Below are 26,117 nucleotides of genomic sequence, written 5' to 3'. Positions count from 1 at the left end.
TACTAATGTTTTTTAAAATTCGGCGTTTTGTGGTGTTCTTGGAAACGGAATAACATCTCTAATATTGCTCATGCCTGTAGCAAACATTACCAAACGTTCAAATCCAAGACCAAACCCAGCATGTACAGCAGTACCAAACTTGCGTAAGTCTAAATACCACCAAAGGTCTTCTTCAGGAATATTGATGGCTGCCATTTTTTGTTTCAGCACTTCTAAACGTTCTTCACGTTGTGCTCCACCCACAATTTCGCCAATACCAGGGAATAAAATATCCATAGCGCGAACTGTTTTTCCGTCATCATTCAAACGCATATAAAACGCTTTAATGTTTGCGGGATAATCGAACAAAATAACTGGACATTTAAAGTGTTTTTCAACAAGAAAGCGTTCGTGTTCACTTTGTAAATCGGTTCCCCATTCTTTAATAATATACTTAAATTTCTTTTTCTTATTTGGGGTGCTGTCTCTAAGAATATCAATGGCTTCGGTATAACTAACGCGTTTAAAATTATTATCGATAACAAAATTTAACTTTTCAATTAAACCCATCTCTTGACGCTCATTTTGTGGTTTGGTTTTATCTTCGTCCTGCAAACGAGTGTCTAAAAATTCTAAATCTTCACGATTATTTTTAAGAATGTATTTTAGCACGAATTTCATAAAATCTTCGGCTAAATCCATATTGCCAGCCAAATCCATAAAAGCCACTTCGGGTTCTATCATCCAAAATTCGGCTAAATGGCGGGAGGTATTTGAGTTTTCAGCCCTAAAAGTAGGCCCAAAAGTATAAACCTTTCCTAAAGACATGGCATAGGTTTCGGCTTCTAACTGCCCAGAAACGGTTAGGTTGGTTTCTTTTCCGAAGAAATCTTTAGAATAATCTACATGACCTTCTTCATTTAGAGGTGGTTTTTTTGCATCGAGATTGGTGACTCTAAACATTTCGCCCGCGCCTTCGGCATCACTTCCTGTTATAATTGGCGTATGTACATAGTAGAATCCATTATCATTAAAATATTTATGAATGGCAAATGATAAGGCTGAACGCAAACGCATCACAGCACTAAAGGTGTTGGTTCGAGTGCGTAAATGGGCATTTTCCCTTAAAAATTCAAAAGAATGTTTTTTAGGTTGAATGGGGTAGGTTTCAGGGTCTGAATCTCCTAAAATTTTGATGTCTTTGACTTGAATCTCTACTTTCTGCCCTTTGCCTTGGCTTTCTACCAAGTCGCCTTTAATATGTATGGCTGCACCGGTTGTAATCCGTTTTAAAAGTGCTTCATCTAAGGTTTCAAAATCGACAACACATTGTATGTTATTGATTGTAGAGCCATCGTTTAAAGCGATAAATCGATTTGCTCTAAAGGTTCTAACCCATCCTTTTATATCAACTTCAGAACTAACAAAATCTTGTGACAATAATTCTGAAATAGTACGTGATTTCATCTGTTATATTTATTGTTTGTTAATTGTCAGATGGAACACCCTTAACAATCATCCTCGTGTGTGTGGATGCTATTCTCATAGGTGTTTCATCTGTTTATATATATATTGTTTTTTTTTAAGTCATACGCATACCGTCAGGAAAATCTTCTTAAGCTTTCGTTTTTGGCATTTCATAAGCATTAAAATTTATTAATGTAAATATAGAAAATTCTGAATCCCGAATCCTGAATTTTTTAGACTAATCGGTTTCGTCTTCCTCCGGAATAATATTTATAGCTGGTTCTCTTAATACTTCTTTATTGGCAATGCTGCGTTCTAACGATAATAGTAAAGAAGGAAGCAACAATAAGTTTGATAACATAGCAAAAAGTAAGGTTGCTGAAACCAATGCTCCTAAAGCCACTGTGCCTCCAAAACTAGAAATGGTAAACACCGAAAATCCAAAGAACAGTACAATAGAAGTGTAAAACATACTAACTCCGGTTTCGCGCAAAGCCCCGTAAACGGATGTTTTAATTTTCCAGTTGTTTGCCTGTAGTTCTTGCCGGTATTTTGCCAAAAAGTGAATGGTATCGTCTACCGAAATTCCAAAGGCAATGCTAAACACCAAAATGGTTGAAGGCTTAATAGGAACACCCAAATAGCCCATAAGACCTGCGGTTACCAAGAGCGGAATAAGATTAGGTATTAACGAAACAATTATCATACGTCCAGACCTAAACATATATGCCATAAACAGCGCTATTAGAAGAATGGCAAGCGATAAAGAAATAGCTAGGTTTTTAACCAGATAGGCTGTGCCTTTTTGAAATACCAAGGCTTTACCTGTCATGGTAACGTTGTATTGCTCTTTAGGGAAAAGTTTGTTTATTTTGGTTTGAATGTCTTCTTCAATGCGCTCCATTTTATCAGTTCCAATATCTTTCATAAAGGTTGTGATGCGGGCATATTGACCTGTACTATCAACAAAATTCTTAAGCAAATCGACGTCCGATGTCGAGTTTTTTGCATACGATAATATAAAGCTATTCTCTTGTGATGTAGGCAGTTGGTAAAAATTGGGGTTGCCGTTGTAATAGGCCTGTTTTGAGTATTTAACCAAATCAACTACCGAAATGGGCTTTGATAATTCAGGTATTTCGTTAATTAATTCCTGAAGTTCGTCCATACGCCTTAACGTTGAAAGTTTCATAACACCTTGTTTGCGCTTGGTGTCAATCATAAACTCTAAAGGCATGATGCCATTAAATTCATCTTCAAAAAAGCGGATATCATTAACAAATTCAGAATCTTGCGGCATGTCTTCAATTAAACTGCCCGAAATTTTTATTTGATAGATACCAATAATGCTTACGATTAATAAAACCAAGGCTACCGAGTAAATGGCTATGCGCTCATGTTTTACCATACGCTCCATCCAGTTTACAAAACCACCAATCCAACGCTTGTTTAGGTGTTCTAAATGTCTGTCTTTAGGAAAAGGTAAAAATGTATAGATAATAGGGATAATTAGCAAACACAATATAAAAATTGATAAGATACTTAAAGAAGCTACAATACCAAATTCTTTTAAAAGTGTACTTTCAGTGAAAATAAACGTAGCAAAACCAGAAGCTGTGGTCACATTGGTCATTAAAGTCGCATTGCCAATTTTTGTAATAACGCGCTGTAACGATTTTACTTTATTACCATGTAGTTTTACTTCGTGTTGGTATTTATTAATTAAAAAGATACAGTTTGGGATACCTATAACAATAATTAATGGCGGAATAAGAGCGGTTAAAACGGTTATCTCGTAGTTTAAAGCACCAATAATGCCTAAGGTCCACATGACTCCGACACATACTACTACCAGTGAAATGAACGTGGCTCTAAACGATCTAAAAAAGAAAAAGAAGATAAGAGAGGTTACCAACAAAGCAGCTAAAACAAACCAAACAATTTCATCTACTATTAATTGGGCGTTTAGCGTTCTAATATAAGGCATGCCCGAAATGCGAAGATCTAAATTTTCGGAAGCCTCAAAAGACTCAATTTTAGGTACTAATTCATTAATTATAAAATCTTTTCTAGTGGATGTGTTAACAATAGCCTTATCAAGATAAATAATAGTTCTTATGGTTTTTGTTTTCTTATTGAATAAGAAATTATCGTAAAAAGGGTATTTGTTGAAAAGTTCGTCTTTAAGTTCATTTATTTGACCTAAGGAAGTAATGGAATCTTTAATGAACGGTTTTAAGCTAAACTTTTGTAGAACTGTGTCTTTTACAAGTTTTTGAAGGTCTTTAACTGAAATAACAGTTTCTACTTCATCATATTTTTTAAAACTATCTGCTAATTCATTCCAAGCATTTAGTTTGTCAACCGATAATAAAGTGCTGTCTTTTACACCAATTATAATAAGGTTTCCCTCTTCTCCAAAGGTTTTTAAAAAGTTATTGTAAGTAATATTTACTTCGTGGTCATCTGGCAACAGGTTCGCTTCGGTATTGGAAAAACGCATGTTTTTCCATTGCGTACTAAATAAAACGGTTATAATAATAATACCAACAAGAATGCCTATTTTATTGCGTAAAATTAACCTTGCGATAACGTCCCAAAAATCTTTGGTAAAAAGTTTTAACATGCCTTAAATAAAAGTTGCGCAAAGGTAGAAAAAATGAGGGTACTACCTCATAAAGTCAGGTTAAATGTAAACTTAAAAGCAACATTGTCACCAATTTCAGGTAAGTGGTAAGCACCATAGCGGTACGTAAAGCTTAATCCAAACCCGAAAAGTAGTTTGTTAATCTCGAAACCCGATTCGGTATAGCCCTTTTTAAGCGAACCAAAAGTGACGTTTTGGTGTTTTTCCGGTTGCTTTGTGTCGCCAATGGCATAACGGGTAATTAAAACCATTTGGGGCTTATAGCGCTCTGAAATATGAAAGGGTTTAAGAAAATGTTTAAATTGAAGCGTTGCAAACTTATCAGAAAAAAACTCATTAAAAAACATGGTTTCAAAACTATTGGTGCCTGCAACCGAAAAGCGTTGCATAATGGTTTCTTTATTAATATTATTGGGGTAGGCGTGGTATAAGTGGGTTAAGGGAACGTCTCCTTTTGCTATTCCTGCAACTAAAGTAATCTCAGAAAGGTTGTCCTTATTTTTGCCAATTTTATGAATCGTTCTAAAGTCTAATTTTGAAAAACTTAAATCGCTTTTAAAGACATCGTTAAAGCTTTTTGTGTATTGCATGGTAACTAGTGGAAACTCGTTTTTAGTGTCTTTTAACCCTGTTTCAGAAATGTTGGAACTTTTAAAAGGACTCCATTGTAATGCAAATTTTGCAAGGCTCAAGTCAAAAGTATTTAGAATGCCATTACTAGTTACATATCCGTAATTATAAGTGGGTTCAATCTTGTTTACTGAAAATTCTGTTTCGGCGTTTAGGTTGTTTGAGATTTGATGCTCGAATGCTACCGCTTTTGTGATGTGCTTATGGAACAAATCGATGTTAAGTAAACGGGGTTCGAAAAATTGAAAAAAACGTTTATCTGTTAAAAACTTGGTACTTCCGGTTTCTTGTAAGTCATCGGTATAGGAAAGTGTCATCCAAGTATTGGTTTTTTTGTTTAAGCGAAAACTGCTGCCAACACTGTATTTAAAACGGTGGTCTCTAAACCCATAAACACCGTAACCATTTATTTTTATTTTTTCTGAAAACGTATCGTTTGTAACACCGCCAATTCCTGTTCGCACACCTTCATATTGATTGTATTTTATGAGATATCTTAAGTCGAAATTGAAATATTTTGTTGGAATGTATCCGTTACCAAGACCTTTTACTAAAGCACTTTTTTTAATAGAATCTTGAGCGGTTTCTGAATAGGTTTTATAACTGGATTGTGCCTGAAATATTGTAGCCTGCAAAATAAAAAAGAAAAAGATACAATATTTACACATAGGTACAATGCAAAGCTAAAGTTTGTAAAAAAAGCGACTAACAAGTCGCTTTAAAATGAACTCGTTTAAACTTTTTTGATTGATGCAAAAAGACCATTTTTTAGCCAATTATGAAAAGTTTAAACGAGTTTAATTATACAGTCATAATTTCCTTTTCTTTGGAGTCGAAAAGGTCATCAATCTTTTTAACGTACTTATCAGTTAAATGTTGCACATCTACTTCGGCGTTCTTTTTTAGGTCTTCAGAAACGTCGTCTAATTTTTTAATCTCGTTGTTGGCGTCTTTTCTAGCAGAACGAACCCCTATTTTAGCGTCTTCAGCTTCAGATTTGGCTTGTTTTGCTAAATCACGGCGACGTTCTTCAGTTAATGGTGGTACATTAATGATGATGGTATCGCCATTGTTCATAGGGTTGAAACCAAGATTTGCAATTTGAATGCCTTTTTCAATCTCTTGAAGCATCTTTTTTTCCCAAGGCTGTACTGTTATGGTTCTACCATCGGGTGTATTAACATTGGCAACTTGGGTTAAAGGTGTTTGGGCTCCATAATAATTAACCATGACACTTCCAAGCATAGCAGGACTTGCTTTTCCCGCTCTAATATTAACAAATTGCTTTTCTAAATGCTTGATGGCATTATCCATTGCTTCTTTTGCAGTGTCTAATATAAATTGTATGTCTTCATTCATAACATTAAATTTTTCAATCAATTACTCAAAAATTACGCCAAATTTAGAGGTTTACTTCGGTTCCTACTTTTTCACCAGAAACAACTTTTAATAAGTTGCCCTTTTTATTCATATCAAATACTATTATTGGAAGTTGATTTTCCTGACTAAGCGTAAAAGCTGTAGTATCCATTACTTTTAAGCCTTTTCGCAATACATCGTCAAACGATATGAAATTGAATTTAATCGCTTTAGCATCTTTTTCTGGGTCTACATTATAAATACCATCAACACGTGTTCCTTTTAAAATAACATCGGCTTCAATTTCAATAGCACGTAAAACGGCTGCCGAATCGGTAGTAAAATAAGGATTTCCTGTGCCACCGCCAAAAATAACAACGCGCCCTTTTTCTAGGTGTCGCATGGCTTTACGTCTAATAAAAGGTTCAGCAACTTGGTTAATGTGTACGGCAGATTGTAAGCGTGTTGGTAATCCAGCATCTTCTAAGGCGCTTTGTAAGGCTAAGCCGTTTATAACGGTTGCCAGCATACCCATATGGTCGCCTTGTACACGATCCATACCGTTGCTTGCTCCAGCCACACCTCTAAAAATATTGCCTCCGCCAATGACTATGGCAACTTCTACGCCTTTATCGGTAATAGCTTTAATGTCTTGTGCATATTCGGATAAACGTTCTGGATCGATACCGTATTGGCGATCTCCCATTAGGGCTTCACCAGATAGTTTTAAAAGAATTCTTTTATATTTCATCTATAGTTTTTATTGCTTTTAAAGGTCAGGTGCCATTCGCAAATCAATTATTTAGTTCTTTTCTAAATATTATTAGTTGCTTATTACATCTTAGTTTTTGAAAGTTCAGCAAATATAAACAATATCTTAAATTGCTAAAGCGGAATTTTTATGAAGTGGCTTAAACTTTTTCGATTGAAGCGAAAATCAGTCATTTTTTTGTCCAATCGAAGTCTTTTTAGAGTTGCATAGCATTGCTACGGAAAGAAAAAAAGACATAGAGTGGGCAAAAAAGGGCGGTTTTTTAGCCAATTGGAAAAAATTTAAACCACTTCTATAAAAAAAACCACTACCTGATATAGTGTAGTGGTTTTTTAAAAATATTTTATTGCTTTTTTAGATTTTCATTTCCTGAAAAAATGAAAATTATCCTAAAGCAACACGTTTAAATCCTGAAATAGCAACATCTCCGTAAGATGCAACATATTTAGCAACGTTTATTTTGTCATCTTTAATAAAGTTTTGATCTAATAAACATTGTTCTTGGTCTAAAGTGGTGTTGTCTGAAATGAAACGTTCAATTTTACCAGGTAAAATTTTATCCCAAATTTGTTCTGGTTTACCTTCAGCTTTTAATTGTGCTTTAGCATCTTCTTCCGCTTGAGCTAATACTTCTGGCGTTAATTGTGCCATAGAAATATATTGAGGTACGTTTTTAAGCGTTTTACCTAAACGTGCTAATTCTTCGTTGTCTTTTTCAATAACTGCAATTCTTGCCTCTAATTCTGAATCGATAAAAGCAGGATCGAAATCTTTATAAGATAATGTAGAAGCTCCCATAGAAGCTACTTGCATAGCAACGTCTTTTGCCAATGTTTCAGCATTTTTCACATTAGCAGATAAACCTACTAAAGCAGCAATTTTGTTAATGTGAACATAGCTACCAACGTAAGGTGCTTCTAATTTTTCAAACGCATTGATATCTAATTTTTCGCCAATAACGCCCGTTTGCTCAATTAATTTATCAGCAACTGTCATTCCACCAAAATCGGCAGCTAAAAGCTCTTCTTTTGTGTTGTAGTTAAAAGCTAAATCTGCTAATTGGTTTGCTAAAGCAACAAAGTTTTCGTTTTTACCAACAAAGTCGGTTTCGCAACCTAAAACAATAGCAACACCTACGGTATTGTCTGCATTAACTTTTGCAATGGCAGCACCTTCAGAAGACTCACGGTCTGCTCTATTAGCAGCTACTTTTTGACCTTTTTTACGTAAAACTTCAATGGCTTTGTCGAAATCGCCTTCAGCCTCAACTAAAGCTTTTTTACAATCCATCATTCCTGCACCAGTAGCTTGTCTTAATTTATTAACCTCAGCTGCTGTAATTTTTACTGTAGATTCCATATATTTTTAAAATTTAAAAAAGTCGTTCAAATATTCCTGTAAAGAAAATAATTAAACGACTTATTTGTATTGTGAAATTGTTAATTATTCTTCCTCGTCAGCAACAACTGCTTTAGAAGCACGCTTTTTTGTTGGTGCAACTACTACGTCGTCATCTTCTTGGTCTGTATCTTTATCAGCTTTTCTATCGGCTAAACCAGCAGCAATAGATGCTGTTACATAAGATAGCACTTTATCGATTGATTTAGAAGCATCATCATTTGCAGGTATAACATAATCAACTTGACGTGGATCGGAGTTGGTGTCTACCATTGCAAAAATAGGAATGTTTAATTTTTGAGCTTCTTTAATAGCGATGTGCTCACGTTTAATATCAACTACAAATAATGCACCTGGTAAACGTGTCATGTCTACAATAGAACCTAAGTTTTTCTCTAACTTAGCTCTTAAACGATCTACTTGTAAACGTTCTTTTTTAGAAAGTGTTAAGAACGTACCGTCTTTCTTCATTCTATCAATAGAAGCCATTTTTTTAACAGCTTTTCTAATAGTGACAAAGTTAGTTAACATACCACCTGGCCATCTTTCTGTGATGTAAGGCATGTTAATAGTACCCGCTTTTTCAGCTACAATATCTTTTGCTTGTTTTTTTGTTGCAACGAATAAAATTTTACGACCTGATGCTGCAATTTTAGCTAATGCTTCTCCTGCTTCATCAATTTTTGCCGCTGTTTTATAAAGGTTTATAATATGGATGCCGTTGCGCTCCATATATACGTAAGGTGCCATGTTTGGATCCCACTTACGTGTAAGGTGACCGAAGTGTACACCTGCTTCAAGTAATTCTTTTACTTCTACTGCCATTTTGTAATAGTTTACGTTCTGTTGAATTAGCAATGTTCCTTTGGGCTTTAGGCTTTAGGCTTCATTTAGATGCTAAACTAAATCCTGTCTTTTGGACTAGGACAACAATAACTGAGTTAATTTTTAATAATGCTGAATTTATTTCAGCATCTGTTTAATTGAATTTGATAAAGGCATCTGATTGAAAGATCCTGTATCAAGTTCAGGATATTAACGTTTAGAGAACTGGAATTTCTTACGCGCTTTTTTCTGACCGAATTTTTTACGCTCTACCATTCTTGGGTCTCTTGTTAATAAGCCTTCTGGTTTAAGTGTTAGTCTGTTTTCTGCATCTACTTCGCACATAGCACGAGAGATAGCTAAACGAACAGCTTCTGCTTGACCAGTAATACCGCCACCTAATACATTTACTGTAATATCAAAGTTACCTTCGTTATTAGTCATAGCTAATGGTTGGTTTACTTTGTATTGTAACGTAGATGTAGTAAAGTAAGCGTTTAATTCTTTTTTGTTTACTGTGATGTTCCCTTTTCCTGGGGCAACATATACACGAGCAACTGCCGTTTTTCTACGGCCAATTTTGTGAATTACTTCCATTACTTGAATTCGTTTAAGTTAATTGTTTTTGGTTTTTGAGCTGCATGCGTATGCTCTGAACCAACAACAACGTTTAAATTACGGAATAAATCTGCACCTAATTTGTTTTTAGGTAACATTCCTTTTACTGATTTTTCTACTACTCTTGCAGGATCTTTTCCAAACAATTCGGTAGCAGTTAAACTTCTTTGACCACCTGGATACCCTGTGTGACGAATGTACGTTTTATCGTTCCACTTGTTTCCTGTTAAGTTGATTTTTTCTGAGTTGATAACAATTACGTTATCACCACAATCAACGTGTGGTGTGAAGCTAGGTTTATGTTTGCCTCTTAAAAGTTTTGCAACTTTTGAAGCTAAACGACCCAAAGATTGACCTTCAGCGTCAACTAAAACCCACTGCTTATCTACAGTTGCTTTGTTAGCTGAAATGGTTTTGTAGCTTAATGTGTCCACGTTATTAATTATTTTTATTAAACATTCCTCTCTCAAAAAGAGTTTGCAAATGTACGACAATCTATGTGATTACCAAATAGTAAACGGGAAATTTTATTTACCAAGTGTTCTGTTGAAAATTAGAGTCCTGTAGAACCCCTATTAGGAACACTCATACAGTTTATGGGTCTAAATAAAGTCAATACCATTGGAATTGATCAGGCCAATAAGTGCATGCAGCTTTCTGCTATTGCCTATAAACCTTAAAAAGTACCTGAAATTCATTGAGAAACACAGTAAGAGTGGCGTGGCAAGTCTACGTTCTCTATTTTATCGTTTTAAGGCTATTATAGACGCCATTATAAGCCCATATAGTCATCTTGAATTTAATTGTAATACCTATTTAAAAACAACAACCCCCCTTAAAATGGGCGTTTTAGTATTCTGTTTTTATGAAATTATGGGCTTGTGCAACAGTTACCGGCTTAAGTTTACAATCCACTATTTTAGAGGTGTTAACCAGAAAGAACAAAAAGAGAGAATTAAGGTTATTTTGTGTAAAGAGACTTTGATCTCGATTTTCTTGACAATCCCCTCTCTTTTCTACTATTATGGACTAGACACGCTTCAATTTTTGTCATGTACTAAAACAAAATTCAGGGGATTAGTATAGCTCTCCAACAAATTATTTGTTACGGATATACTTCTGCATTGTTCTTCTTAAAGAGCTTTTTTAGGGACTAATTAATGCGCCTCCAACCAATCATTACCAACACCCAAATCCACATCTAATGGCACTTCCAGTTTATAGGCATTTTCCATTTCGGTCTTAACCAACGTTTTGATGGTTTCCAATTCAGGTTTATACACATCAAAAACCAACTCATCATGCACCTGCAACAACATTTTTGTTTTAAAATTTCCAGTTTGGAGTTTCTCGTAAATCTTGATCATGGCTATTTTTATAATATCGGCAGCACTACCTTGTATAGGCGCATTTACCGCATTACGTTCGGCAGCACCTCTAACCACGGCGTTTCTGGAATTGATGTCGTTTAAATAGCGGCGTCTGCCCAAAACCGTTTGAACATAGCCGTTTTCACGTGCAAAATCGATTTGCTCACTTATAAAACTTCTAAGCTTTGGATAGGTCATATAATAAGTATCAATCAATTCTTTTGATTCGCTTCTGCTTAAATTGGTTTGGTTGCTTAACCCAAAAGCGGAAACGCCATATATAATTCCGAAATTCACGGTTTTAGCATTGCTACGTTGTTCGCGGGTGACTTCTTCAATAGGAACATTAAATACTTTTGAAGCGGTACTGGCATGAATATCTTCTCCATTTTTAAAGGCGTTAATCATGGTTTCTTCCTTGCTTAAAGCAGCAATAATGCGAAGTTCTATTTGCGAATAATCGGCAGCTAATAAGACATAGTCTTCGCTTCGCGGAATGAATGCTTTGCGTACTTGACGCCCGCGTTCGGTACGAATTGGAATGTTTTGAAGATTCGGGTTATTACTTGAAAGTCGCCCGGTAGCAGCTACAGTTTGCATATAATCGGTGTGGACACGCCCTGTTGAAGGTTCTACCTGTGTTGGTAAAGCATCCACATAAGTGCTTTTTAGTTTTGATAGCCCTCTAAAATCTAAGATATGCTGAATAATGGCATGGTCTTTTGCCAAATAGCTTAAAATATCTTCGGAAGTGGCATACTGTCCGGTTTTGGTTTTCTTTGGTTTATCGACCAATTTTAATTTGTCAAACAAGATATCGCCTAATTGTTTTGGTGATGCAATGTTGAATTCCTCACCTGCTTCTGCGTAAATTTTGGTTTCTAAAGATTTTATATCATTTTCAAGTTGTTCTGAAAGTGAATTCAAGAATTTTTCATCCAAATTAATGCCTTCCAATTCCATAGCGGCCAGCACACGAAGCAACGGAATTTCAATATCATCAAACAGTTTTTGGGTGTTGGCTTCACCTAATTCTTTTTCAAAATGTTCTTTAAGTTGCAGGGTGATATCGGCATCTTCAACAGCGTATTCGGTTTGTTTCTCTAATGGAACGTCGCGCATCGAAAGTTGGTTTTTGCCTTTTTTACCAATGAGTACTTCAATAGAAATTGGCGAATAATTTAAATAGGTTTCTGCCAACACGTCCATATTATGACGCATATCTGGATTAATTAAATAATGTGCCAACATGGTATCGAAGAGTTTTCCTTTTACTTCAATATTGTATTTGGCTAAAACCTTGATATCGTATTTTAAATTCTGCCCAATTTTCTCAATGTTTTCACTTTCAAAAAACGGACGTAATTGCTCTATAAGTTCTTGGGCTTCGTTTTGGTCTTCAGGAAACGGAAGATAAAACCCTTTTCCAACTTCCCACGAAAAAGCAATACCTACCAATTGTGCTGTTATGGGGTTTATATTGGTTGTTTCGGTGTCAAAGCAAACTGACGTTTGGTTCATTAAATTTTTAATGAATAGTTTGGTTGCCATACCAGAGGCTACACTTTGGTAAAAATGTGAGGTGGTTGCGGCTGTTTTCCGAGTGAATTCTGAAACAGTTTCTGTCTTTTCTGAAGTAGATATGTCGCCACCGAATAACGAAAACTGCCCAGCACCTGCAGAAGATGTCTCTTTGGGTGTCACTCTTGTTTCTATTTTATTTGAAGTTGAAGTTGTTTCGGTTGACGCTGCTTCCACAGCAAACGTTTTTTCAAAATTTGCAAGTAATTGACGAAACTCCAACTCTTGAAAAATTTCGGTAACTTTTGGAAGATCCGGTTGATCCAATTCAAAATCCTTGGCATGAAAAGTTACTGGAACATCTAGCATGATGGTTGCCAGCTTTTTTGAAAGTAAGCCCAATTCTTTAGCGCCTTCAATGTTTTCTTTCATTTTACCTTTTAGCTCGTGGGTATTGGCTAGTAGGTTTTCCATACTGCCATACTGCGCTAAAAATTTCTTAGCTGTTTTTTCGCCAACACCAGGTAACCCAGGAATGTTATCGCTAGAGTCGCCCATCATTCCAAGAAAATCAATCACTTGTAGAGGGTCGGTTACCTCGAATTTTTTTTGTACTTCGGGGATCCCCCAAGTTTCATAACCACCTCCAAAAACAGGGCGGTACATAAAAATGTTTTCGGACACCAATTGAGCAAAATCTTTATCGGGCGTTACCATAAAGGTTTTATAGCCTTCTTTTTCGGCTTGTTTAGAAAGGGTTCCTATGACATCGTCGGCTTCAAATCCTTCTTTTGTCATAATGGGTATGTGCATGGCCTTTAAAATGTCTTGAATATAAGGAATGGCAATTTTTATAGCTTCAGGTGTTGCGTCCCTATTGGCTTTATAGGCTTCAAATAGTTCAACTCTATCAACGCTTCCACCATTATCAAAGCATACGGCTAAATGGTCGGGGCGTTCGCGTTTAATGACATCTAAAAGGGAGTTCATAAAACCCATAATAGCAGACGTGTCAACACCTTTAGAATTGACTCTTGGGTTTTTTATAAAGGCATAATACCCACGGAAAATTAAAGCATAAGCATCAACTAAAAAAAGACGTTTTTGATCGGACATTGTTATTGAATATATTAAGAAACTGTTTAAATTTTATCTAAAAGCCATTTTTTGTTTCTTTTTAACCCATATTTCGTTGAATTTTTTTTCTAATAGCTCTGCTATTTGAAAAAAATCCGCCTCATTTGATCCAAAAATAATTCAAAAAAGCATCAATAAACAAAACTTAAACAGTTTCTAAGGTGAAACCATCTTGTCACCTCGAGCGCAGTCGAGAGGTTTTTTAATATTTTAAGGTGTTAAATGAGTTCTCGACTGCGCTCGAACAGACAAGAAACCAAAACTACGAAAAGTATTTTTGATTTAGGGTTTGCGATGTTACGATTGATGAAATTTTAACTTAGAAATTGAAATCAAACGTTTAACAGTTTCATAAGAAAATCAAAATACGAAATGAGTAACTTTACAACCTAATTTTGTAGTTATGCTTCGTTGGATTATTTTTCTTGTTATTTTCTTTATTCTGGATTTATATGCTTTTCAGGTATTTAAAACAATCTCAAAGAATAACTGGTTCCATTTATCGTATTGGGTTATTTCTATATTAGTTATTGGAAATTTTGTTTTTAACTATTATGGTTTTAACAGAAGTGATGGCTTTTCTCATGCTCATGCCTATGCTTTTGGATTTTTTATAGCGATTTTAATTCCCAAAATGATTCTTTTTTTAGGCATGTTTGCCGAAGATGTTTTTAGAGTGCCACAAGCTATTTATCGTTATTTTACCGAGGGAGATACTGCTAAAGGGAATTATTTTGCATCACGCAGGCAGTTTGTTAGTCAGATTGTATTTGGTATAGCGGCCATTCCGTTGGCATCTGTTTTATATGGTATTTATAAGGGCAAGTATAATTTTAAAGTTTTAAAATACACCTTAACTTTTGAAGATTTACCCAGTGCATTCGATGGCTATAAAATAACCCAGTTAAGCGATATCCATTCGGGAAGTTTTGATGATGTAGAGAAAGTTGAATATGCCGTGAGTTTGGTTAATGACCAACAAAGTGATGTCATTCTGTTTACGGGCGATATGGTAAACAATAAAGCTGAAGAAATGCATCCCTATCTAGACATTTTTAATAAGCTACATGCTAAAGACGGTAAGTTTTCGGTATTGGGAAACCATGATTATGGCGATTATGTGACTTGGAGTTCTGAAGCTGCTAAACATCAAAACTTGGAAGATTTAAAAGCCATTCAAAAGCAAATTGGTTTCGATTTATTATTGAATGAAAGCCGTTTTTTAGAAAAAGATGGCGAACGTATTGCTTTGGTTGGTGTTGAGAATTGGGGCACAGGTGGTTTTAAACAAGCGGGTGATTTACAGCAAGCTGCTTCTGGAATTAAAAAAGACGATTTTAAAATTTTAATGAGTCACGATCCAACCCATTGGGAAAAAGTTGTGATAGATGATGATTATCATTACCACTTAACACTAAGTGGTCATACCCATGGTATGCAGTTTGGTATTGAAATACCGGGTTGGTTTAAGTGGAGCCCCGTAAAATGGCGTTACAAATATTGGGCAGGCATTTACGAAGAAATGGGGCAGTACATCAATGTGAATAGAGGGTTTGGCTATTTGGCATTTCCAGGACGTGTGGGGATATGGCCCGAGATTACGGTAATTGAACTTAAAAAGGGGGCAAGTACGACCTAATATTTTAGGTTTTTATTATACAAAGTAATTGCTTAATTTTATAATAATGCATTATAAATACCGTGTTTATTGATATTTTCGAAAAATTGCGTAGGTTTGTATAGTACATTTGACTAATAAACAATAGAGTATGTCAAAATTTGGGGAACTAATTGATGTAGAAATTCCTGTTTTGTTAGAATTTTTCACGGATTGGAATGATCAATCTACAGCAATGCATGCCGTTTTAAGGGATGTGGCTGCTGCACTTGGCGATAAGGCTAAAGTGATTAAAATTGATGTTGAAAAAAACCAAGAGCTTGCCGAAGCGTTGCGTGTAAAAACATTACCAACATTAATTATTTATAAAGATGGCGAAATGAAATGGCGCCAAAGCGGTGAGCAAGATGCGAATACGCTTATTGGTATCATTCAAAAGTATGTTTAATTCCTGCGAAGGCAGGAATCTCTTTTTTTATATTTTTTAGGGCGTTCCCTAAAGGTCGGGCTTGTAGTTTACACTGAGCGCAGACGAAGGGCTACAAGTCCTCGCTCGTACCTCGCTGTGGGCTTTCCACTTCAAATGCATAGCATTCACGATTTCATCAATTTAAAATAATATGCATGAGTAATCCCTAACGCAAAACCAATTAGCATTAATTAGTTGCTTCTTTATTATATAAAAAACGAATAATCAAAATTCTAAAGATTTAAATACAAATCCTTTTTCACTATAATATTCCATTACTTTTGGTAATGCATATTGCATGTTTTTTGAGGCTTTTATACTATCATGAAATACTACGATACTTCCGTTGGTTGCATTTGAAGTCACATTTTTTAAGCACGTTTCTTTCGATACGTCTTTATCCCAATCAAAAGAGAGTACATCCCACATAATTATTTTGTAGTTTAATTCTAGGAGTTTTTTCCCTTGTTTGGGTGTTATCTGTCCGTAAGGTGGACGGAAAAAATTCTTAATTCTGAATTTCGAATCCTGAATTTGATTCGTTATAACATTTTCAGCTTCTAAAGTGTTTTCAAGGTAGTCTTTCGCCTTTGTTTTCCAGCCTTTAATATGGTTATTTGTGTGGTTGCCAATGGCATGTCCTTCGTTTAGAATATTTTGAAAGATTTCGGGATGTTTTTCAATATTGTTTCCAATGCAAAAAAAAGTAGCTTTTGCGTTGTATTCCTTTAAGGTATTTAATGTCCAATTGGTGATTTCCGGGGTGGGACCATCATCAAATGTAAGATACAAAACCTTATCATTAGTTGGGATGTCCCAAACATAGTTTGGGAACATCTTTTTGGCAACTAACGGTGTTTTTACTGGCGTTAAGGTCATCCCTTATTCAGTAGTTAAATCGATACTGCTATCGGAAATTGGTAAATCTATTTCAGTTTTTGGAACAGTATTTTGTTTTTCAGGTTGACCTCCGTAAAAGTGCTTAAATAGCATTAAATGATTGTTGAATACATCGCCTTCTTTTTCTGCAAAGGAGGGGTCGTATTTCACTAAAATATTTAATAGCCCTTTATAGCGCTCAATGTCTGTATAAATATCTTCAAAGAATCGCTCTTGATTAGCCCTTTTTAATGTACTATAATAGTATAAATTCTCTTGATATTTTTTAGCTACCTCTTTAAAGAGCTTTTGTGCTTTTTCTTTGTTGCCTACTTCGTAATAGGCACTAACATAAGGCTCTAACAGCGTGTAGTATCCAAAATACTCAACAGGCATGTTGGTCATGGCGATGTCTGCAATTTTTTCTGCCTTATCTAATTTTTTCTCAGTAAGCAATTGTTCAATTAATCGGGCTAAATTACCTCTGTAGGAAATGGAATTTTTGCGTGTTTCAGGGTCATGATATATATCTGGACTACCGCTATTGCCCCAATCCCATTTTTTTACTTTGTTATACATCAGGTCACTGTCAACGCGTCCCATATCAAACGGGTTTGATTTATTTATAGGGGTCTTTATAGGAACCAGTTTATAGCACATACCATCTAGTTGCAAGTAGTCTTTCATCCAAAGATAATCATCATCGCCAAAGCTTCCGCCGGTAAAGTAAATAGGGCGTTTCCAATTATTGTTAGCGACAATATCGAGCATTAATAATCGGTTTTTGTATAAAGCACCTCCACTTATTTTTATGTCAATATGCGGTACTATTTTATCGGCGTCTTTAGGGCTTACAATGCCAGATTTTAAGGCGTTTTCTTTATTTACCGGAATTCTTAAAAACTCGGTTGGTAAATAGCTCGCATCCAAATCTTGCTGTCTAACTTGCGAAATATCAACGCCTTTTTGTTCTAATATATATTTATATTTGGTTTTAGGGTTGTTACTTGCAATAAAATCTAAAAACTGTTTTAATTGTAAAGTGTCTTTCACAACGGGTTCAATAATAATATAATCATTGGTGCCGTATTTGTATAAATCGTGTGTTAGTTGTGAAGGAATCGGTTTGCTTTCATAGGCTTTACGTTTCATTTGGTCTATGTACCAATCCGTTTGAAACAAGCTGGTATTTACGACGCGAACATCGGTCCTGTAGCCTTCAATTTCCTGGGCGTACCAAAGCGCAAAGGTGTCGTTATCACCAATGGTGAATAGAATACCGTTTTCTTCACAAGAATCCAAATACATTTTTGCCATAGATCTGGCAGTGTATTTGTCTGATCGGTCATGGTCGTCCCAATTGTTTGCGGCTAAAATACCAGGGACTAATATTAAACAGATAACAGATATTATGGGAGCCAAAAGTTTAGGTGAAGCGTATTTCTTTAAGGCATCAAATAAGGCATATACCCCAAAGCCAATCCAAATGGCGAACACATAAAACGAGCCAACTACCGAGTAATCGCGCTCACGTGGTTCAAAAGGGCGTACGTTGGTATAAACCTGTATGGCGACTCCTGTAAAAAGAAAAAACACTAATAAGATCCAAAATAGTTTTTTGTCTATGTTGAATAAAAAGAAGAAGCCTATTAGACCCAAAATGAGCGGTAATAGGTAATATGTGTTTCTTGCCTTGTTATTTTTAACATCACTTGGCAAATTGTCTTGAGACAGCCCTAAAAGCTTTTCATCTAATGGTTTTATGCCCGTTATCCAATTTCCGTGATTGTCATACTTTCCTTGAATATCGTCTTGTCGTCCTGAAAAATTCCACATAAAATAACGCCAGTACATATAGCCTAATTGGTATTCGAACATGTAGGTTATGTTTTCCCAAAGACCCGGTTTTTCAATATCGATATAACTTTTAAAACGCTTTAAAAAGTTGTTGTAATCTTCATAATCGACCGCACCTTTAGCAGCTTCATTTTTAAAATTAGTGACAGTAGTTCGCAATTCGTTTTCCATTTGGTATTCTGGTTTTAGCTTAAAGTCTAAAAACCCAGAAAACATCATGTAGTTTTCGGCATGTTCTGCACTCCACATACGCGGAAGAATGGAAGCATGTTTGGAATTGTAGTTTTGCTTTGCATTTTTATAATTGTTTACAATAACGTATTTGCCTTTAGCTTCATCTTTTTCGTATTTAGGTTTGTCATCTACATACGGATTGTTTTCATCCAAATAAGCATATTGGTCGGTAAACTGTGGTCCGTAAAACAAGTGTGTTTCAGGATATTGTTCTAAATTATAATAGGCTAATAATTCCCTGGCACTCGATGGGTTGTTTTCATTAATAACCACGTTGGCATTGGCGCGTATGGGAAGTAATAACCATGTTGAGAACCCAACAATAATAAAGGTAACGCATAAAATGCCCGTATTGACATGCACCATGCCTTTTTTATGCGTATAATTTAATCCGTAATAAATAATGCCTACCAATAAAATACCCGCAATAATAGACCCCGAATTGAAAGGAAGCCCAATAGAGTTAACAAAGAAGATTTCAAAAACACTAAATATTTTAAGAATATTTGGTGCCAATAGTTTAAAAATGAATAATAATATAGCAACTGAAACCACATTGGCAACAATGAAGTTTTTAATGGTAATGGTTTTGTAATTTTTAAAGTAGTAAATAAGTCCGATAGCAGGTATGGTTAATAAGCCCATAAAATGCACCCCAAAAGAAAGTCCAATAATAAAGGCAATTAAAATAAGCCAACGGTTTCCTCTGGGTTTGTGCATGTCTTGTTCCCAACGTAGCCCAAGCCAAAACATAACTGCCATAATTAATGTAGCCATGGCATACACCTCAGTTTCTACAGCGTTAAACCAAAAGGAATCGGTAAATGTAAAAGCCAAACTTCCCACAACACCACTACCTAAAATAGCTATGGCTTTCTCTTTAGTGATGTCATTTTTATGTTCAATTATTTTTTTTAAAAGGAGGGTAATAGTCCAAAACATAAAAAGAATGGTGAAGGCACTAGATACGGCACTCATCATATTCATCATAAAACCAACTTGCGAGGGCTCTAAAGCAAACATAGAGAAAAAGGCGCCTAGCATTTGAAAGAAAGGTGCACCAGGTGGGTGTCCTACTTGTAATTTAGCCGAAGTTAAAATATATTCGCCAGCATCCCAAAAACTTACAGTGGGTTCTACTGTTAATCCGTATGTTACAAGAGCTATTAAAAAAGTGAACCATCCTAAATAGGTATTCCATTTTTTAAAATTAAAATTGGTCATAAAAAATTATTTGTATTTATTTACTGAGGCGAATTTAATAATAAATATGGTATTTAGTACGTTTTTTAGTAAACGTTAAGTATTGGTAATTATTTTTTCAAAAAAATGCTTGTGAAAATAAAACTTTGTACTAAATTTGCACCCTCAATTACACATTGGCTTATGGTGTAACTGGCAACACGTCTGGTTTTGGTCCAGAAGAGTCTAGGTTCGAGCCCTAGTAAGCCAACATAATTGTAAATCCTGATTCTGTTTTGAGTCAGGATTTTTTTTGTGGCGAAAGTTTAAAAATGATTGTTTTTAAATTTTGAATGTCATCACGGGTCGTTTGGCGTGGTTTACTAAATCCTCGCTAATGCTGCCGTTAAAGAAATGGGAAATGCCCCGTCTGCCATGGGTACTCATGCCAATAAAGTCTGCATTAATAGATTGCGAAAAGTTCATAATGCCCGTTTCAATAGTCACGTCATTGTAAATGTTAATAGAGTAATTGGGCATTTTGATATCTTTAATAAAATTTTGTATTCTACTTTGGGCATCGTGGGATGTAATAAAATGATTAGGCGTGTTCACCATAAGTAAGTGCATTTTAGAGCCAAAAAGATTGGCAAATGCCATGGCTTTTTTAAAAGGTGCTATGCTTTCCTCGTCAAAATCAGATGCAAAAACAAAGTGTTTGGTTTGGAATGTTTTATGCTCATTTTTAATAACAAGTACAGGTGTTTCAGAGGTACGAACCACTTTTTCGGTATTACTGCCAATAAGCATTTCCTTTAAACCACTTGCGCCGTTAGAACCCATAACAATCAAGTCTATTTGGTTTTTTTTACAAACATGAAAAACCCCCTTGAATATTTCATGAAACTCTACATGCTCGTGTATTACCAGGCCTTTTAAGTAGTCTTTCTCTTTTAATTCTTCAAATTGCTTGTGTGCTATTTTCATAAAAAACATGGCTTCAGGCAAGTCGTTATAAGAACTCATAGGGTCTACGGTTTGCAGTGGCGCTTCAAGAATATGCAGTAAATAAAGTTCACAATCATGCTTTTTGGCTAATTGTGCGGCTACCTTTAATGCGTTTTCAGCTTGAGTAGAAAAGTCGGTGGGGACAAGTATTTTTTTCATAATTTTATAAGTAAGATACTCCTAAATTTATGAAATATTACTTTAAAAATCAATAAAATATTATATATTTGCACCGTTGAAAGGCTAAAACTAAAGAAAGAGGGGACGGAAAGTCCCCTCTTTTCATAAAAAAAATGTTTAAAACTAACGTTAAAAATTTATTAGACGCTGCGTTAATAGAACGACCAGATTTGTTTTTAATTGATTTCTCAATTCAAGGGGATAATCATATTAATATTGTTATTGATGGCGATAACGGCGTTTTAGTTGAAGATTGCATGTTTATTAGCAGAGCTATAGAGCATAATTTGGATAGAGAAGAACACGATTTTTCTTTAGAAGTGATGTCGGCAGGAGCTGCATCACCCTTAATAAATAAAAGACAATATAGTAAGAATTTGAAAAGAGAGCTAACGGTAAGGACGGCTTCAGAAAAATTTGAAGGCGTACTTGCAAAAGCAACCGATACAAATATTACATTAGAGTGGAAAGTTAGAGAACCAAAGCCGATAGGTAAAGGGAAGGTAACAGTAAAGAAGCAAGCGGATATCGCTTACGAAGATATTGTAGAAGCAAAAGTTATGATTAAATTTTAATTCAATAGGAGTTATGGAGAATATCGCGTTAATTGAATCTTTTTCAGAATTCAAAGACGATAAGCTAATTGACAGAGTAACGTTAATGGCGATTTTAGAGGATGTGTTTAGAAGTGCCTTAAAAAAGAAGTATGGCGACGACGATAATTTCGATATTATTGTAAACCCTGATAAAGGTGATTTAGAAATTTGGAGAAATAGAGTTGTTGTTGCAGATGGTGAGGTTGAAGAACCAAACCAAGAAATTTCCTTGTCGGAAGCGCGTAAAATCGAGCCAGATTTTGAAGTAGGAGAAGAGGTGTCTGAAGAAGTGAAGCTTATTCATTTAGGAAGACGAGCTATTTTAGCATTACGTCAAAACCTTATTTCTAAAATTCATGAACACGATAACACCATCGTTTTTAAGCAATTTAAAGATTTAATTGGCGAAATTTACACAGCAGAGGTGCATCATATTCGTCACAGAGCTGTTATTTTATTGGATGATGAAGGTAACGAAATTGTGCTTCCTAAAGAAAAACAAATACCATCAGATTTCTTTAGAAAAGGAGATAATGTAAGAGGTGTTGTTGATAGCGTTGAGTTAAAAGGTGCTAAGCCAACCATCATCATGTCTAGAACCTCTCCCGCTTTCTTAGAAAAGCTTTTCGAACAAGAAATACCAGAGGTTTTCGACGGTTTAATCACTATTAAAAACGTCGTTAGAATACCTGGTGAAAAAGCAAAAGTAGCGGTAGATTCGTATGATGATAGAATTGACCCTGTGGGAGCATGTGTTGGTATGAAAGGTTCAAGAATTCATGGGATTGTACGTGAATTGGGTAACGAAAATATTGATGTAATTAATTATACAAATAATTTACAATTATACATAACAAGAGCGTTAAGTCCAGCTAGAGTTACTTCAATAAAAATTAACGAAGAGACAAAACGTGCTGAAGTTATTTTAAAACCAGAAGAAGTAAGTAAAGCCATTGGTAGAGGTGGTCATAACATTCGTTTGGCAGGTCAATTAACTGGTTATGAAATAGATGTATTTAGAGAAGGTGCAGAAGAAGATGTAGAGTTAAGAGAATTCTCTGACGAAATAGAGGGATGGATTATTGAAGAGTTTAGTAAAGCTGGATTGGATACTGCAAAAAGTATTTTAGAGCAAGATGTAAACGATTTAGTGAAAAGAACAGATTTAGAAGAAGAAACAATTAAAGACGTTATTAGAATTCTTAGGGAAGAATTTGAAGAATAACTATATTTGAGTATTTTAAAGGCAATTTATGGCTGACACAATTAGATTAAATAAAGTATTACGGGAACTCAATATTTCTATTGACCGCGCAGTTGATTTTTTAGAATCAAAAGGGGTTGATATTGAAAAAAGTCCGAATACTAAAATTTCAGAAGAAGTACATGTAATTCTTTCAAACGAATTTCAGACAGATGCTAATAAAAAAGTAGCATCTAAAGAAGTTGGTGAAGCAAAATTGAAAGAAAAAGAGGTGCTACGTGAGCAAAGAGAACGTGAAATTGAAGAAAAGCAAAAAGAATCAGCCAGAAAAGAAGAAATAATAAAAGCCTCTAAAATACTTTCTGGACCAAAACAGGTTGGGAAAATTGATTTAGATCCTAAAAAAACTGAAGAAACACCTGTTGCCGCAAAGCAAGAGGAGAAAGCGGTTGAGGTTCCTAAAGAAGAGGTTGTAGAAAAACCTGTTGAAAAAGAACCTGTAAAAGAAGAAGTTAAGCCTCAAGTTCCTGATGAGGCAAAGAAAGAAGTTAAACCAGAAACTTCTAAGCCTAAAGAGGAAGCTACACCTGAACCTAAAAAAGATGTTGAGCCCAAAAAACAGATAACGAACTCTGAAGGTGAATTAATTACTGAAGAAAGGGTAAAAACTAAATACCAAATACTTAGTGGTCCTAAAATAGCAGGTGATAAAATTGACTTATCTCAATTTAATAAGCCTAAGAAAAAGAAAGAAGAAAAGAAAGCCGACGCGAAACCTGGCGATGCTGGTGCTTCAGCTAATAAGAAAAAGCGAAGACGTATCAGTAAAGTTGGAGGTCCGCAACAAGGTGGTGACAATAGGGGTGGCGATGCTAGCAAACCAGGTAACGACCGCTTTAAAGGTAACAAACCAGGACAAGCAAGACGTCCTATTGTTAAAGAAGATCCTAGTGAAGAGGATGTTAAAAAACAAGTCCGTGAAACTTTAGAAAAACTTCAAGGAAAATCATCTAAAGGTAAAGGCGCTAAATATAGAAGAGACAAAAGAGATCTACATAGAGATCAAACGGAAAGAAATTTAGAGCAAGAAGCAGCAGAAAGTAAAATTCTTAAGGTTACTGAGTTTGTTACGGCAAGCGAAGTGGCAACCATGATGGATGTACCAGTTACCCAAATTATTTCGGCGTGTATGTCACTTGGAATGATGGTAACCATGAATCAGCGTTTAGATGCTGAAACACTATCAATTGTGGCAGAAGAATTCGGATATGAAGTAGAATTTGTAACCGCAGACATTGAAGAATCCATTGAGGTTTTTGAAGATAGCGAAGAAGATTTAAAACCAAGAGCGCCCATTGTAACCGTAATGGGTCACGTAGATCATGGTAAAACATCACTTTTAGATTACATTCGTAAAGAAAATGTGATTGCTGGAGAATCTGGAGGCATTACACAACATATTGGAGCCTATGGTGTTGAATTGGATAATGGACAGAAAATAGCCTTCTTAGATACACCGGGTCACGAAGCGTTTACCGCGATGCGTGCTCGTGGTGCACAAGTAACCGATATTGCGATTATTGTAGCAGCGGCAGATGATGATATCATGCCACAAACAAGAGAAGCTATTGCCCATGCACAAGCAGCAGGAGTTCCTATTGTTTTCGCCATAAATAAAATTGATAAACCAGCTGCAAATCCTGAAAAAATTAAAGAAGGATTGGCACAAATGAATTTGTTGGTAGAAGATTGGGGAGGAAAAATCCAATCGCACGATATTTCTGCAAAAGTAGGAACAGGTGTTAAAGAATTATTGGAAAAAGTATTGCTTGAAGCCGAATTATTAGAGCTTAGGGCAAACCCAAATAGACCGGCTTTAGGTACTGTTGTAGAAGCGTTTTTAGATAAAGGACGTGGTTATGTTGCAACTATTTTAGTGCAAGCAGGGACACTTAAAGTGGGAGACTATGTGTTGGCAGGAAAAAATAGTGGTAAAGTTAAAGCCATGCAGGACGAACGCGGTAATAGTGTAGTTGCTGCAGGACCTTCAACACCAGTGTCTATATTAGGTTTAGATGGCGCGCCACAAGCAGGTGATAAATTTAATGTATTTGAAGATGAGCGTGAAGCAAAACAAATTGCTTCAAAACGTGCACAATTACAACGCGAGCAATCGGTTAGAACACAACGTCATATTACCTTAGATGAAATTGGTCGTCGTATTGCATTAGGTGATTTCCAAGAATTGAATATCATTCTTAAAGGTGATGTGGATGGTTCTGTGGAAGCATTAACCGATTCGTTCCAAAAACTATCAACTGAAGAGATTCAAGTAAATATTTTACATAAAGGTGTTGGAGCCATTACTGAAAGTGATGTGTTATTAGCATCTGCTTCCGATGCGATTATTATTGGATTTAATGTACGTCCCGTTGGAAATGCAAGAAGTATTGCCGATAAAGAAGAAATTGATATCAGAACATACTCTATTATATATGATGCCATAAACGATCTTAAAGACGCTATGGAAGGTATGTTATCTCCAGAATTTAAAGAAGAGATTACAGGTACAGCAGAAATTAGGGAAATCTTTAAAGTTACTAAAATTGGTAGTATTGCAGGTTGTATGGTAACTAATGGAAAAATCCTAAGAAATTCTAAGGTTAGATTAATTAGAGATGGGGTTGTTGTGTTTACTGGAGAATTAGCGTCGTTAAAACGATTTAAAGATGATGCTAAAGAAGTAACCAAAGGTTTTGATTGTGGTATGCAAATTAAAAACTACAATGACATACAGGAAGGCGATATTATTGAAGCATTCCATGAGGTTGAGGTTAAAAAGAAACTTAAATAAGCAACTTTCATATTCCTATAAAATATAAAAAGCGACCAAATTGGTCGCTTTTTTGTTTTATAAATCATTGCTGTCAGACGAAACTTTTACAATTCATTGTAAACAAAGTGATAATGGCTTTTTTAAAGAGTTTACTAGTTTGTGGTCTAGCTTTTTGTAATAATTAACGTGAGTTTCGATATAATTCGATATAAATTTTAACGAAGTTAGATGTTTAAAGTTCAAAATTCAGAGTTTGTACCGAAGAAGTTTGTGATACACGATTCAACAATTACACGGTTAAACTGTTAAAAGTTACGTTTATCAACCTGAA

General features: G+C 35.3%; 18 protein-coding genes and 1 tRNA gene. 6 read left to right on the top strand and 13 right to left on the bottom strand.

All coding sequences use genetic code 11. The features are described 5' to 3' along the window. Positions 1–12 precede the first annotated feature (12 nt). The 10 genes from asnS to polA form a co-directional block, all read right to left on the bottom strand. A complete protein-coding gene (gene asnS, locus ACGLWY_RS04005) occupies positions 13–1,446 on the bottom strand; it encodes an asparagine--tRNA ligase (protein WP_396618366.1) in 1,434 nt (477 codons plus the stop codon). 238 nt (positions 1,447–1,684) lie between these two features. After that, positions 1,685–4,072, bottom strand: coding sequence for an RND family transporter (locus tag ACGLWY_RS04000; RefSeq protein WP_396618365.1), 2,388 nt, complete (start codon positions 4,070–4,072; stop codon positions 1,685–1,687). A gap of 47 nt (positions 4,073–4,119) precedes the next feature. Further along, a complete protein-coding gene (locus ACGLWY_RS03995) occupies positions 4,120–5,358 on the bottom strand; it encodes a hypothetical protein (protein WP_396618364.1) in 1,239 nt (412 codons plus the stop codon). Positions 5,359–5,524: 166 nt separating this feature from the next. Next, positions 5,525–6,082, bottom strand: a complete 558-nt coding sequence (gene frr, locus ACGLWY_RS03990) for a ribosome recycling factor (RefSeq protein ID WP_396618363.1) — start codon at positions 6,080–6,082, stop codon at positions 5,525–5,527. Between the two features lie 43 nt (positions 6,083–6,125). Further along, the gene (gene pyrH, locus ACGLWY_RS03985; protein ID WP_117174690.1) at positions 6,126–6,833 is read right to left on the bottom strand and encodes a UMP kinase; all 708 of its coding nucleotides are present in this window, start codon (positions 6,831–6,833) and stop codon (positions 6,126–6,128) included. 405 nt (positions 6,834–7,238) lie between these two features. Further along, a complete protein-coding gene (gene tsf, locus ACGLWY_RS03980) occupies positions 7,239–8,213 on the bottom strand; it encodes a translation elongation factor Ts (protein ID WP_396618362.1) in 975 nt (324 codons plus the stop codon). 84 nt (positions 8,214–8,297) lie between these two features. Further along, on the bottom strand, positions 8,298–9,077 hold the full coding sequence (gene rpsB / locus ACGLWY_RS03975) for a 30S ribosomal protein S2 (protein WP_396618361.1): 780 nt from the start codon (positions 9,075–9,077) through the stop codon (positions 8,298–8,300). Between the two features lie 210 nt (positions 9,078–9,287). Further along, a complete protein-coding gene (gene rpsI / locus ACGLWY_RS03970) occupies positions 9,288–9,674 on the bottom strand; it encodes a 30S ribosomal protein S9 (protein ID WP_117174698.1) in 387 nt (128 codons plus the stop codon). Then, positions 9,674–10,129 (bottom strand): 50S ribosomal protein L13, encoded by a 456-nt coding sequence (gene rplM / locus ACGLWY_RS03965; protein ID WP_117178882.1) that lies wholly within the window; start codon positions 10,127–10,129, stop codon positions 9,674–9,676. The genes rpsI and rplM overlap by 1 nt, the downstream gene beginning before the upstream one ends. Positions 10,130–10,852: 723 nt before the next feature. Further along, complete coding sequence (gene polA, locus ACGLWY_RS03960) at positions 10,853–13,702, bottom strand: DNA polymerase I (RefSeq protein WP_396618360.1); 2,850 nt, start codon at positions 13,700–13,702, stop codon at positions 10,853–10,855. A gap of 424 nt (positions 13,703–14,126) precedes the next feature. On the opposite strand from polA, the gene ACGLWY_RS03955 reads away from it, so the two are divergent. Further along, positions 14,127–15,362, top strand: coding sequence for a metallophosphoesterase (locus ACGLWY_RS03955; RefSeq protein ID WP_396618359.1), 1,236 nt, complete (start codon positions 14,127–14,129; stop codon positions 15,360–15,362). A gap of 130 nt (positions 15,363–15,492) precedes the next feature. Further along, positions 15,493–15,789 (top strand): thioredoxin family protein, encoded by a 297-nt coding sequence (locus tag ACGLWY_RS03950; RefSeq protein ID WP_396618358.1) that lies wholly within the window; start codon positions 15,493–15,495, stop codon positions 15,787–15,789. 246 nt (positions 15,790–16,035) lie between these two features. On the opposite strand, the gene ACGLWY_RS03945 is transcribed toward ACGLWY_RS03950, so the two are convergent. Next, positions 16,036–16,689: a polysaccharide deacetylase family protein gene (locus tag ACGLWY_RS03945; protein WP_396618357.1), complete on the bottom strand. Its 654-nt coding sequence runs from the start codon at positions 16,687–16,689 to the stop codon at positions 16,036–16,038. 3 nt (positions 16,690–16,692) lie between these two features. After that, the gene (locus tag ACGLWY_RS03940; RefSeq protein WP_396618356.1) at positions 16,693–20,004 is read right to left on the bottom strand and encodes a protein O-mannosyl-transferase family; all 3,312 of its coding nucleotides are present in this window, start codon (positions 20,002–20,004) and stop codon (positions 16,693–16,695) included. A 156-nt stretch (positions 20,005–20,160) separates the two neighbouring features. On the opposite strand from ACGLWY_RS03940, the gene ACGLWY_RS03935 reads away from it, so the two are divergent. Continuing rightward, positions 20,161–20,233, top strand: a tRNA-Gln gene (locus tag ACGLWY_RS03935). 71 nt (positions 20,234–20,304) lie between these two features. Here ACGLWY_RS03935 and ACGLWY_RS03930 read toward each other — a convergent pair. Then, positions 20,305–21,129 (bottom strand): universal stress protein, encoded by an 825-nt coding sequence (locus tag ACGLWY_RS03930; protein WP_396618355.1) that lies wholly within the window; start codon positions 21,127–21,129, stop codon positions 20,305–20,307. Positions 21,130–21,263: 134 nt separating this feature from the next. Here ACGLWY_RS03930 and rimP point away from each other — a divergent pair, with 134 nt between their 5' ends. The 3 genes from rimP to infB are packed head-to-tail and all read left to right on the top strand — an operon-like array spanning position 21,264 to position 25,804. Then, entirely contained in the window at positions 21,264–21,725 is a 462-nt protein-coding gene (gene rimP / locus ACGLWY_RS03925; RefSeq protein WP_396618354.1) for a ribosome assembly cofactor RimP, read from the top strand. A gap of 13 nt (positions 21,726–21,738) precedes the next feature. Next, positions 21,739–22,971, top strand: a complete 1,233-nt coding sequence (nusA, locus tag ACGLWY_RS03920) for a transcription termination factor NusA (RefSeq protein WP_117174726.1) — start codon at positions 21,739–21,741, stop codon at positions 22,969–22,971. 28 nt (positions 22,972–22,999) lie between these two features. After that, entirely contained in the window at positions 23,000–25,804 is a 2,805-nt protein-coding gene (gene infB / locus ACGLWY_RS03915) for a translation initiation factor IF-2 (protein ID WP_396618353.1), read from the top strand. The last annotated feature ends 313 nt before the right edge of the window (positions 25,805–26,117 follow it).

Origin of the sequence: Mariniflexile sp. HMF6888 (genome assembly GCF_044335535.1) — a bacterium.
GTDB lineage: Bacteria > Bacteroidota > Bacteroidia > Flavobacteriales > Flavobacteriaceae > Mariniflexile.
This window is presented reverse-complemented; position numbering and strand designations above follow the sequence as displayed.